This is a genomic window from Paucibacter sp. KCTC 42545, from assembly GCF_001477625.1.
Taxonomy (GTDB): Bacteria; Pseudomonadota; Gammaproteobacteria; order Burkholderiales; family Burkholderiaceae_C; genus Paucibacter_A.
The window spans coordinates 3,814,325-3,826,227 of record NZ_CP013692.1; the positions used below are offsets into that span (position 1 = coordinate 3,814,325).

The 11,903-nt window shown below is 64.3% G+C and carries 8 protein-coding genes; 3 read left to right on the forward strand and 5 right to left on the reverse strand.

Annotated elements, in window-relative coordinates; translation table 11 throughout:
• Positions 1-157: 157 nt before the first annotated feature.
• A complete protein-coding gene (locus AT984_RS16425; protein WP_058721023.1) occupies positions 158-2,026 on the reverse strand; it encodes an ATP-binding protein in 1,869 nt (622 codons plus the stop codon).
• Positions 2,027-2,118: 92 nt separating this feature from the next.
• Complete coding sequence (locus AT984_RS16430) at positions 2,119-4,830, reverse strand: DNA topoisomerase III (protein WP_082680104.1); 2,712 nt, start codon at positions 4,828-4,830, stop codon at positions 2,119-2,121.
• 136 nt (positions 4,831-4,966) lie between these two features.
• Between AT984_RS16430 and AT984_RS16435 the strand changes: the two genes are divergently transcribed.
• The 3 genes from AT984_RS16435 to AT984_RS16445 are packed head-to-tail and all read left to right on the forward strand — an operon-like array spanning position 4,967 to position 7,202.
• Positions 4,967-5,482, forward strand: coding sequence for an SET domain-containing protein (locus AT984_RS16435; RefSeq protein ID WP_082680105.1), 516 nt, complete (start codon positions 4,967-4,969; stop codon positions 5,480-5,482).
• A 17-nt stretch (positions 5,483-5,499) separates the two neighbouring features.
• Entirely contained in the window at positions 5,500-6,384 is an 885-nt protein-coding gene (locus AT984_RS16440) for a biotin--[acetyl-CoA-carboxylase] ligase (protein ID WP_058721024.1), read from the forward strand.
• Positions 6,385-6,386: 2 nt separating this feature from the next.
• The gene (locus AT984_RS16445; RefSeq protein WP_058721025.1) at positions 6,387-7,202 is read left to right on the forward strand and encodes a hypothetical protein; all 816 of its coding nucleotides are present in this window, start codon (positions 6,387-6,389) and stop codon (positions 7,200-7,202) included.
• A gap of 39 nt (positions 7,203-7,241) precedes the next feature.
• Here the strand turns inward: AT984_RS16445 and AT984_RS16450 are convergent, their stop codons facing one another.
• The 3 genes from AT984_RS16450 to AT984_RS16460 all read right to left on the reverse strand — a co-directional run bounded on the left by AT984_RS16450 (position 7,242) and on the right by AT984_RS16460 (position 11,686).
• Positions 7,242-9,356 carry a S8 family serine peptidase gene (locus AT984_RS16450; protein ID WP_058721026.1) on the reverse strand — a complete coding sequence of 705 codons (2,115 nt, stop codon included), beginning with the start codon at positions 9,354-9,356 and terminating at the stop codon, positions 7,242-7,244.
• A gap of 208 nt (positions 9,357-9,564) precedes the next feature.
• Positions 9,565-10,563, reverse strand: a complete 999-nt coding sequence (gap, locus tag AT984_RS16455; protein WP_058721027.1) for a type I glyceraldehyde-3-phosphate dehydrogenase — start codon at positions 10,561-10,563, stop codon at positions 9,565-9,567.
• A 103-nt stretch (positions 10,564-10,666) separates the two neighbouring features.
• Complete coding sequence (locus AT984_RS16460; RefSeq protein WP_058721028.1) at positions 10,667-11,686, reverse strand: hypothetical protein; 1,020 nt, start codon at positions 11,684-11,686, stop codon at positions 10,667-10,669.
• Positions 11,687-11,903: the final 217 nt, after the last annotated feature.

The window sequence follows — 11,903 nt, forward strand, 5'->3', positions numbered from 1 at the left end:
AGCTTTTTGAATGGTTCTGCGGTGAGGCCGAGTTCAACAAGCAATGAACGCGCACCGCGGCGGCCGATGATAGGCAAAAGCTGTGACGCGCCAACTCAGGAAAGTCCTATTTTTTCAAAAAGAGAAAATTACCGTGCAGCACCTTGGGCGCAGCAACTCAGTGGCTTTCCGGCATTTCCAGGCTCAGCTCGAATTCGAAGTCGCTGCCCTGCCCGGGCTGGCTGCGCAGCTGGATTTCGCTGCCCATTTGCTCCAGCAGCTCTTGGCTGATGGACAGGCCCAGGCCAGTGCCGCCCAGGCAGCGGGCGTCGTCTGCCACCTGCGCAAAGGGCTGAAACAGCTGCGACAGATGCTCTTCAGCAATGCCTATCCCTGTGTCGCTGACGGTGAAGCCGAGCCTTGCGGCCGGGCCTTCCCAGCCCAGCAGGGCCACGCGCAAGCGCACCTCACCAGCGTCGGTGAACTTGACGGCGTTGGAGAGCAGGTTGAGCAAGACCTGGCGCAGGCGCTGGCCGTCCACCACCACGCGCTGCGGCAGTTGCGCGCCCAGGTCGACCACCAGGCTCAGGCCTTTTTCGATCGCGCGCAGCCGCACCGTGTCGGCGGCCATGTCCAGCAAGGCGCGCAGATCGACCGGGCCGGGGTTGAGGCGCACCTTGCCGGCCTCGATGCTGGCCATGTCCAGCACATCGGAGATCAGGCTCAGCAGATGCTCGCCCGAGTTGCGGATTGAATCCACCCGGCTCATCTGCTCGGGGCTGAGGCGCGTGTCCATCTGCAGCAGTTGCGAAAAGCCCAGGATGGCATTGAGGGGGGTGCGGAACTCATGGCTCATGGTGGCGAGGAAGCGGCTCTTGGCCTGCCCCGACACCTCCGCCCGGGTGCTGGCCAAGCGCAGCGCCCGCGTGCGCTCGGCCACCAACTCTTCCAGATGGTCGCGGTGCAGCATCAGCTCCTGCTCGGCCAAGCGGCGCTGGGTGATGTCGCTGACCATGCCTTCAATCAGGGGCTGGCGCCCATCGGCGCTGAGCGTGCGATGCGCCGTCAGCGCCACCCAGACGGGCCGGCCCTCGCGCTGCAGCTCCAGCTGCACCTGCTGCACGCGGCCGTCGCGCCACAGGGCGCGGGCCAGATTGAGATAGTCCAGCCGCTCCAGCACCACCAGGCGGCGCAGCTGCCCATGCGCTTCTAGCGCCTGCGCCGGTGTGGCAAAACCCAGCAAGCGCGCCATCGCCACATTCAGGCGCAGCAGGCGGCCACGTCCATCGGCCTGAAAAATGCCTTCGGGCGCGTTTTCATACAAGCTGCGGTAGCGCGCTTCGCTGCGTTTGAGCCCATCGGACGAAGCCCGCAGCTGCGCGCTCATGCTGTTGAACTGGCGCGTCAGCTGGCCGATCTCATCATCATTCGCCACTTCGGCCTTGGCGCCCAAATCACCGGCCGCCACCCGCTGGGCCAAGTCACCCAGGCGCTTGACTGGCTGCTGGACGAAACGCCGCACGAGGAAGAAGGAACTCAGCATCACGGCGGCCAAAACACCCAGAGCCAGGGCCAGCACAAAGCGATTGGCCTGCGCCATCTGCGCACGCACCCGCTCGCTGCTGAACACCAGCACTGCCTTGGCCATGGTGCGCGTGGCATCGGGCACGCGGCCGGGCTCGTCACTCGGATAGTCCAGCACGAATTCATGGCGCTGCGGCGCCACCGCCTCTTGCGCGCGGCGGCGCAGGATCGGCTTTTCCGACAACTCGCTGCTCAGCTCGATGGCGTAGACCTCGGGATCGGCCATCACCGCGTCGAGCAGGTGGCTCACCGCATCGTGATCGACATTCCACAGCGGCGCGGCCAGATTGCTCTTGACCAACTGAATGCTGCGATCCACGCGCGCTTGCAAAGCGCTCTCAAGCTGCTGCTCGACTTGATGGTTCCAAGCCCATCCCACCACGGCCACCAAGGCGGTGGCCACACCGGCTATGCCAAGCATCAGGCGTGCTTGTAGCCCCAAGGCCTTGCGCCTTTTCGCCATGCAATCCTTCCCCGGGGAATCGATTCCCCCCTCACATAGGACAAAGCACCTGAGCGTCTTTTCTTCGGGTTCTAACGCTCAGGGTGCGAAGCTCAAGCCTTGCTGGTCTTCTTGGCTGCCACCTTCTTGGCGGCTACCTTTTTAGCAGCGGGCTTTTTGGCTGGCGCTGCGGACGCGGTGTCGTCGGACTCAGTCGCTGCAGCGGACGCTTTGGCGCTTGATTTGGCTGCCGGTTTGGCCGCCGTCTTGGCACCCGGCTTGGCCGCACGCGGCTCAAACTCGAACATCACCTTGCCCTCCTTCTTGTCAAAGGCCAGGAAGGCCTTGAACTTGCGGCGGGTCTTGTTGGAGACGAAGTTCTCCAGCAAATCGGTCTTGCCGGTGCTCAGCAGCTTTTGCATCTGGCCCAACTCAATCGGCTGCTGCAGGATGATCTTGCCGCTCTTGAAATCGCAGCTGCTGCCCGCGCCCACGGCGTTCTGGCAGACATAGTTGCTGCCATGCTCGAACACGCCGCCGCCGCATTTGGGGCAGTGGCCCAAGCTGGTCTGGGCGCTGAAGTCCACCGGCTCGCCATCGGCCTCGGCCTTCTTGGCGTCCTCACCGAAGTCGAATTCCAGCTTCCAGTTCTGCAGCTCATCGTCGAACACCAGCGCCAGCTCGGCCGTGAAGGGCCAACCGGCCTTGGAGCGGAAGCCTTCCAGCGGGCCGATCTTTTTGTCGACCAGGAATTTCTCGACCTCATGCAGCTCGAAGCTGCGGCTGCCGGGGATTTTGCCGATGGAGAAGCCGCAGCCTTCGGCCGCGCCATCCTTGCCGGTACAGGTGAAGCGGCGGTAGTTTTCCTTGACCACGCCGCCGCACTTGGGGCACGGCGCCTTCAGTGTGGCGTAGTCGCCAGGGATGGTGTCGCGGTCGTATTCCTTGGCTTTTTGCACCACGCGCTCGGTCATGGCCGCGATCTCGGCCATGAAGGTGTCGCGATTCAGGCGGCCCTTTTCCATTTCGGAGAGCTTGAACTCCCATTCGCCGGTGAGCTGCGGGTTGGTCAGGTTGTCCACCTGCAGGCCGCGCAGCAGCGTCATCAGCTGGAAGGCCTTGGCGGTGGGGATCAGCTCGCGGCCGTCGCGCACCATGTACTTCTCGGTCAGCAAACCTTCGATGGTGGCCGCGCGGGTGGCTGGTGTGCCCAGGCCCTTCTCGGTCATGGCGGCGCGCAGCTCTTCGTCTTCGATCAGCTTGCCCGCGCCTTCCATGGCCGACAGCAGCGTGGCTTCGGTGTAGCGAGCCGGCGGCTTGGTGGCCAGGGACTTCACGTCCACGCCTTCGGTGCGCACCACTTCGCCAGGGGCCACAGCCACCAGATTGGCGTCGTCTTCCTGCGCTTCCTTGCCGTAGACGGCCAACCAACCCGGCTTGACCAGCACCTTGCCGTTGGTTTGGAAGTTGTATTGTTGACCCTCAGCCTTGACGGTGCTGATGCGGGTGGTGACCATGAACTCGGCCGGCGGGAAGAACACCGCCAAGAAGCGCTTGACCACCATGTCGTAAAGCTTGGCCTCGATGTCGGTCAGGCTCTTGGGGGCCTGCAGCGTCGGGATGATGGCAAAGTGATCCGAGACCTTGCTGTTATCAAACACCTTCTTGGTCGGCTTGATATAGCCTTCCTTCAAGGCCTTGCGGGCATGCGTGGCCAACTCGCGCAGCGGGCCGGGCATGTCTTCGCCGGCGATCATCTCGGCCGTTTGCTTGGCCACGTTCAGATAGTCCTCGGGCAGATAGCGCGAGTCGGTACGCGGGTAGGTCAGCACCTTGTGTTTTTCGTACAAGGCCTGCGCCAGGCTCAGCGTGGTTTTGGCCGAGAAGCCGAAGCGCGAGTTGGCCTCGCGCTGCAAGGTGGTCAGGTCGTACAAGCCGCCACAGCTGCTGTTGCTGGGCTTGCTTTCCTCGGTGACAGTGGCGGGCTGGTGCAGGCAAGCCTTGGCAATGGCGTCGGCCGTGGCGCGGTCCCACACGCGGTCGGCGCGGCGCTCCAGGTCTTCGTCCTTCTTCCAGCTGGGGTCAAACCATTTGCCTTCGTACTGGCCGGCTTGGGCGTCGAACTGGCCGCGCACTTCCCAATAGTCACGCGCGACATGCTTGCGGATCTTTTCTTCACGCTCCACCACGATGGACAGCGTGGGCGTCTGCACCCGGCCGACGGTGGTCAGGAAGAAGCCGCCGTCACGCGAGTTGAAGGCCGTCATGGCCCGGGTGCCGTTGATACCGACCAGCCAGTCAGCCTCCGAGCGGCAGCGTGCCGCATCGGCCAGGGGCAGCATCTGCGCATCGCTGCGCAGTTTCTCGAAGCCTTCGCGAATGGCTTGCGGCGTCATCGACTGCAGCCACAGGCGCTCCACCGGCTTGGCAATGGCCGTCTTGGCGGTGCCGGCGTATTGCACGATCAGGCGGAAGATCAACTCACCCTCGCGGCCCGCGTCACAGGCGTTGATCAGATGGGTCACATCCTTGCGGCGGATCAGCTTGACCAGGGCGTTCAGGCGGCCCTTGACCTTGTCGATCGGGTTGAGGTCAAAGTGCGGCGGGATCACCGGCAGATTGGCAAAGCTCCACTTGCCGCGCTTGACGTCGAACTCCTCCGGCGCCTTGATCTCCACCAAGTGGCCGACGGCCGAGCTGACCACGTATTGCTCGCTCTCGAAGTACTCGTCATGTTTGTCGAACTTGCCCGCGCTGGGCGTGAGCGCCCGCACGATGTCCTGCGCCACGGAGGGCTTCTCGGCAATGATCAGTGTTTTGCTCATGGTTTCGCTAATGATGTTTTCTTGTTCAGCTCAGGTGCATCACGGTCCGCTCTGCCTACAATCCGGCCTCGCGCATGCGCCTACGCATGTGTACGCGCACGCGCACACCCATGAATTCACTGTAACCACAAACTCGATGACGCAAGCCGCTCGTAAAAAGTCCCCGTTCGCCGCCAAGCAGGTTCCGGTCAAAGCCGCCGCCGCCAAGGGCCGCCGTATTGTGGTGCGCAGTTCGGGTGTGCATGGACGCGGAGTCTATGTCGTCGCACCCATCGCGGCGGGCGACACCATCATCGAGTACACCGGTGAGCGCATCAGCTGGGACGAGGCCATGGACCGCCACCCCCACGACCCCAGCCAGCCCAACCACACCTTCTACTTCCACATCGAGGACGGCCGCGTCATCGATGCGCTAGTCGGCGGCAATAGCTCGCGCTGGATCAACCACAGCTGCGAACCCAATTGCGAAACCGACGAAGTGGACGGCCGCGTCTTCATCAAGGCCCTGGTGGACCTAAGCCCCGGCGAAGAGCTGTTCTACGACTACGGCCTCACCATTGACGAGCGCTACACGCCTAAGCTGAAAAAAGAATTCGCCTGCTACTGCGGCAGCCCGCATTGCCGTGGCACCATGCTGGCGCCAAAACGCTAGCGCAAGCGCCACCCACCATGCCCGGTACAGAAGCCCCCCATTACCAAGACTGGCACGCCGAAGCCTTGTGGCTGGCAATGACCCCGCTGCTGCCCGACATCAGCATCGAGGTGCTGGCCCGCACCGAATCCACCAACACCACCCTGCTGGAACGCGTGCGCAGCGATCCGCACAGCGGCACGCCCCTGCCCTACGGCCGGCGCTCCCACGATATGCAGCCCTGCTTGCTGGTGGCGGAACAACAAACGCATGGCCGCGGCCGCCTCGGTCGGGCTTGGTTGTCGGGCATCGAGGGCAGCTCGCTGACTTTTTCGCTGGGCTTGCCGATGGCGGTGAAAGACTGGTCGGGCCTGTCGCTGGCGGTCGGCGCCGCCATTGCCGATGCACTGGAACCCGACTTGGCGCCGGGCCAAAGCCCGCAGCTGATGCTGAAGTGGCCCAACGACATCTGGCTGGACGGGCGCAAGCTCGGCGGTATCCTGATTGAAACCGTGCCCGCCGGCGCGCAGCGCATGGTCATCATCGGCGTGGGCCTGAACATCAAGCCGGTCAGCGCCGACTTTGAAGCCTCGCCCAGCCAGTATCAAACCGGCTTTGCCACGCTGTCCGAGCTGCACCCGGGACTGAGCGCCCCGGCAGCGCTGGCCCTGATTGCCCCCGCCATGGCCCGCGCCCTGCTGGACTTCCAGGCCCAAGGCTTCGCCGCTGGCCAGGCGGCTTACGCACGACGAGACCTGACCCTGGGCCGACAGGTCAGCGCCGGCCCTTTGCAAGGCATTTCACGCGGCATCAGCGCCAGCGGCGAGCTGATGCTGGAAACCGCCGATCAAGGCCTGCAAGCCGTCACCGGCGGCGAGGTCAGCCTGCGCTTCTTTGATGACGACACGGGCGGAGCCAACTGACCATGTTCTTGCGTGCCCTGCTGGTCTTTCTGCTACTGATCAACATCTTGTTTTTCGCCTGGACGCGCGGCTGGCTCGATGAAGCCGCCGGCATCAAGGCCCGTGGGGACAGCGAACCCGAACGCGCCGCCCGTCAGCTCAAGCCCGAGCTGGTGCAGGTCTTCAGCCCGCAAAGCCTGGCCGCAGCCCAGGCCCAGCAAGCGCCGAGCTGCCTGGAACTCGGCCCGCTGCAAGGCGACGCGGCCCTGCAGGCCGTGCAAAGCGTGCTGGCCCGTGCAGGCATCACGCCCACCGACTTCCAGCCCCAGCACAGCGAGCAGCCCGGCGTGTGGGCCGTGGCCAGCATCAAGCTGCCCAGCAAGGACTTCCAGGAACGCAAGGAAGACACCTACCGCAAGATGAAGATCGACTTTGAGTATCTGCAAGGCATGCCGGCCGAGATGCCCAGCATGATTCTCAGCCGCCACGCCAGCGAGAAAGCCGCCGCCGCTCAAGTGGCTGCGCTGGACCGCCGCGCGCTCAAGGGCCTGCGCGTGCTGCAACTGCAAGCTCCCGTCAATCTGCACACCCTGCAAGTGCCACAAGCCAGCCCCGCTTTGCGCGCCAAGCTGACCGAGCTAAGCCGCGACCCGGCACTGGCCCCCGGCTTCAAGCCTTGTCTGGCCCTGCCCAATGTGGGCGCCGCGGCAGCATCTTCGGCTCCCGCTCCGTCTGCAGCCGCATCTGCGGCCTCGGCAGCTGCTAGCGGCGCTGCAATTGCATCGGCACCCGCCACCAAGCCGGCAGCCTTGCCGGGCGCCAGCAGCGCCAGCCGCTGAGGCACGCAGGCGCGTCAGCGCCTACGTTGAAGTTCTCGCTCAAGCCTGAGCGCGGCGTCGCAACACCCAGCTGGCCAAGCCCAACAGAGCAACCCACCAGCCACCGGCGGCACCGCCGCCGCCGCCACCCGAGGACGTGGGTGTCGATACAGGCGCAGGCGTAGGCGCTGGGGCGGGCGCGGCAGCCACCGTGACGGTGCTGGTGTTGCTGTAGTTCAGGCCTTGATCATCGGTGAGCGTCAGCTTGACGGTGAAGCTGCCCGCAGCGCTGGGTGTCAGCGCGGCCGTCATGCTGTTGGCACCCGAGTCAAAGGCAGCGACGATGCCGCCGCCGTTGACGATGCTCCAGCTCGAACTGGCAATCGTGCGCCCAGCAGCCAGCCCGGCGCTGCTACCGGTCAAGGTCACTGCCTGTGTTGCAGTAGGGCTGGCCGGGGCGCTGCTGATCTGCACCGTCACCGCATTGGCGGCTTGCGCCGCTGCCACTGCCGCGCCAGCGTCCAGCATGCCGGCGCCGCAGGTGCTGGTAGTGCAGTAGCACTCGTCCTGCGCCACAGTGGTCGGTGCGGTGCATTGCGGAATGCCGGCCGTGCCGCCCTTGGTGGCGAAGGGTCGCGCCGTGCTTTTCAGCAGCGCCGTGACCTCGGCAGCCGACAAGCTGGGCCGCGCCGACAGCATCAATGCCACCGTGCCCGCCACGATGGGCGCAGAAAAGCTGGTGCCTACGGAGGCGCTGTTATTGGTGTAGCTGCCATCATTGGCCACCGGGCTGGTGCTGCCGCTATTGGTGGTGCTCAGCATCGGAAACAAGCAGGGCTGCCCCGCGCCGACATTGATGCAATTGCCGCCAGGCGCCGCAATCTTCACCTCCGGGCCGATGCTGGAAAAGCCCACCTTGCTGCCCACATGGCGCAGGGCGGCCACCGCGATCACGCCGGGGCAGTTGCCGGGGATGCCAACGGCCTGGCCCTCGCTATTGCCGGCCGCCGCCACGATGGTGGCACCCGCGGCCGTGACCTGGCTGATGGTGTCGCGGTACAGCGTGCCCGTGCCGCCGGTACAAGAGGCCGTGCCGCCCAAGCTCATATTCAAGACCTTGGCCGGGCTAGGGTTGGTCGGCAGGCCGGCCACGGCGATGCCGGCGGCCCATTTCATGCCGGCCATGATGTCGGAGTCGTAACCGCCGCATTTGCCCAGCACGCGGATGGGCAGGAGCTTGATGCCCCAGCCCACGCCGGCAATGCCTTGGGCGTTATTGCTGGCCGCGCCGATCAGGCCGGCCGTGCGGGTGCCGTGCCAGGAGCTGTTGGTGATGTCGGTGCTGTCGCAACCCGTGCCCAGGGTGCCCGCGGTGATGTCGGCCTGGCTGACCCAGTCGCCGGGGTCCGAAGGGTCGTCATCATTGCGATTGCCGTCATTGGCCGTGCCCACCGCGCTGGCATTGCTGTAGCCAATCATGTCGTAGCCCACCTTGCCGGTGGAAAACGCGTTGCTGGCCACGAACTGGCCGCTCAGATCCGGGTGGTCAAAGCGCACACCGGTGTCGAGCACCGCCACGACAACGGCTGGGTTGCCGGTCGTGATGTCCCAAGCTGCCGGGGCATTGACGCTGGACACCACCTCGCCCGCCGGCGCCTTCAAATACCACTGGCCATTGGCCGAGCCATTGCCACTGCTGGGCGCGATGCCGCCATTGCCGGCGTACAGGGCGTCGCTGGGGGTGACCGAGGTATGGCGGCGGCGCTGATCCACCACGGCCAGTTCCACCTCGCTGTCGGCGGCCAGGCTGCCCGCCAAATCGGCGGAACTCATGCCGCTGGCGGTGATGACGTGGGTGCGCTCATCCAGGCTCAGATGGGCCCGCAGGCCTTGTGCATTGCGGCTGTTGAGCCCCGTGCGCAGGCCCAGAGCGGTGGCGCGGGTCTGCGCCACATCGCGGGCGCTGGCGGCGTCCATGCGGGCCGACATGATCTTGGCACGCACACTGGCCGCCTGCGGCTTGAAACGCACGATGACGCGGGCTTGCGCGTCGGCCGAGACGGCCAGGGCCGCGGACTGCACCGGTCGCTGCGGCAAGGCCAGAGCCAGGGCGGCGCCCAGCAGGCTCAGGCCGAAAAGGCGAAAAAAGGCCGTCGAGTTTTTGGGGGTCTGCATGGTGCTGGCCTCTTAGGTGCGGGCGTAGGGAGGGGAATGCCGCCTCAGAGTTTAGGCGCCGCTCCCTGCACCGTCTGTGAAGAAAAGCGAAGCAAGCCCAATCTTTCAATTGGATACAGACGAAAAAAAGCCCCGCCAAAAGACGGGGCTCGGTGCCATGCGAGTTTGGCGCGGAAAACTCACCGGCCAAGCATCTGCGGAGGTTTGATTAGGCCGAAACGACCTTGACCATCTCCAGCACCTTGTTCGAGTAGCCCCACTCGTTGTCGTACCAGGCCACCAGCTTGACGAAGGTGCTGTCCAGCGCGATACCGGCATCGGCGTCGAAGATGGAGGTGCGGGCATCGCCGCGGAAGTCGGTCGCGACGACCTTGTCTTCCGTGTAGCCCAGCACGCCCTTGAGCGCGCCTTCCGACTGGGCCTTGAACTCGGCGCAGATTTCCTTGTACGTGGCTTCGCTGTTCAGCTCCACGGTCAGGTCAACCACCGACACGTCGGAGGTCGGCACGCGGAAGCTCATGCCGGTCAGCTTCTTGTTCAGCTCGGGAATCACCACGCCCACGGCCTTGGCAGCGCCAGTGCTCGAAGGAATGATGTTTTCCAGAATGCCACGGCCGCCGCGCCAGTCTTTGTTGGACGGGCCGTCCACGGTCTTTTGCGTGGCGGTGGCCGCGTGCACGGTGGTCATCAGGCCGCGCTTGATGCCCCACTTGTCGTTCAGCACCTTGGCCAGCGGGGCCAGGCAGTTGGTGGTGCACGAAGCGTTGGAGATGATGGCTTGGCCGGCGTAGGTCTTGTGGTTGACGCCGTAGACGAACATCGGGGTGTCGTCCTTCGAAGGCGCGGAGAACACCACCTTCTTGGCGCCAGCGGCCAGGTGCTTCTCGCCCGAGGCCTTGTCCAGGAACAGGCCGGTGGCTTCGATGACGATGTCGGCGCCGACTTCGTTCCACTTCAGGTTGGCGGGATCGCGCTCTTGGGTCAGGCGGATCTTCTTGCCATTGACGACCAGGGTGTTGCCCTCGACCGAGACTTCACCGTCGAACTTGCCGTGCACGCTGTCGTACTTGAGCATGTAAGCCAGGTAGTCCGGCTCCAGCAAGTCATTGATGCCAACGACTTCAATGTCCTTGAAGTTCGCGATGGCAGCACGGAACACCATACGGCCGATGCGGCCGAAGCCGTTGATACCGATTTTGATCGTCATGGAAGAGTTCTCCTTTGATGTGGAAGCAATGATTGGAATCCGGAACTGACGCAAGTTTAGTTGCTTGCGGCCCTGCGCTCCGTCCGGCCTGCGCCCATCGCCCTCAATCGCCCAGCTTGACGGCCCCGCAAGGCACGCTGATCACCATGGACTGCCCCAGCAATTGCTCCAGCGCCTCGGGGGGCACATTGAGGCTCAGTTCCGCCAGCCAGGCCATGAATTCAGTGCGATTGAGATTGCGTGCACCCACCTCGCCCACCTCATTCTTTTGGATCGGCATGCCCACGCGCCACATGAGTTCAAAGGGGCAGGCCATGGTGCCCAGATCGAAGTTCACCTTTTGCTGATCGAGTCCCTTGACCGCACGGAGGAAGGTGGCCAAGTCCAAGTCCTTCAAGGTCATGAGCTTGCCGGAGCCCGAGTTGTTGACGTGGAATTGCTGTTGCACGGTGATGGACTCACCACCTTCGTCCACGCAGGGCATGCGGTACTGCGCCACATAGTCCAGCACCGGCTGGCGGAAGTCGGGCGGCACGCTGTCATAAACCACCGTGATCTGCGGCGAGCGATCGGCCGCCTCAAAACGCATCTTCAGCACGAGGTTGCCATAGTCTTTTTGCTTGAGGCGGGAAGCCAGGGCGGAGGTCGCGTTCGGCCGCACCGTGTCGGGCGGCGTGCGCATGCACTGCCTGACCTTTTCAGCGCGCATATTGCTGATGCCGCGCACATCGCTCCAATTCACCTCCGTGGCCGACTGCGGCGTAAAGCTGAATTCCTGCACCGCCAGCACCGTCTTGCCGGCCGGCAAGCAAGGCACTCGGTATTGACGCAGATAGGCCTGCACGGCGTCCAGCAGGCCTTCGGGAATCGCACGGGACAGCACCTCCACCTGCGGCGGGCCATCGGCACGCTCGAAACTCAGCTTGACCCGCACAAAGCCGCCTGACTTGATGGCGCGGTGCGGCTCCGGGTAGACCAGAGTTTCCGTGCCCCTGCTGAGACATTGCATCCATTCACGCGCCTGCTCGTCGGGCAGCACGGTCTGCGCATGCAGCGGCGCGGTGCCCAAACAGGCCAGCAAGCCCGCAAAGAACCAGGCTCGCACGCTCACGCTTGTCATCATCGTCAATCCCTCCCTGCTTGTTTGAATTTGGGCTGCCATGGCGCGCACAGCCTCTTGATTTCGGCCGCAAGTATCACTGGCCGGCAGGCTAGGAAAATTGTTGATATGACCCGCTTCAAGATGAAACAGACATGAAAAAAGGGCAAGGCTCGTCAAAAGCCTTGCCCCTCTCGGGATCCTTCTTGGCAGCCGCCTTAAGCGGCTACCGCTGGATTCA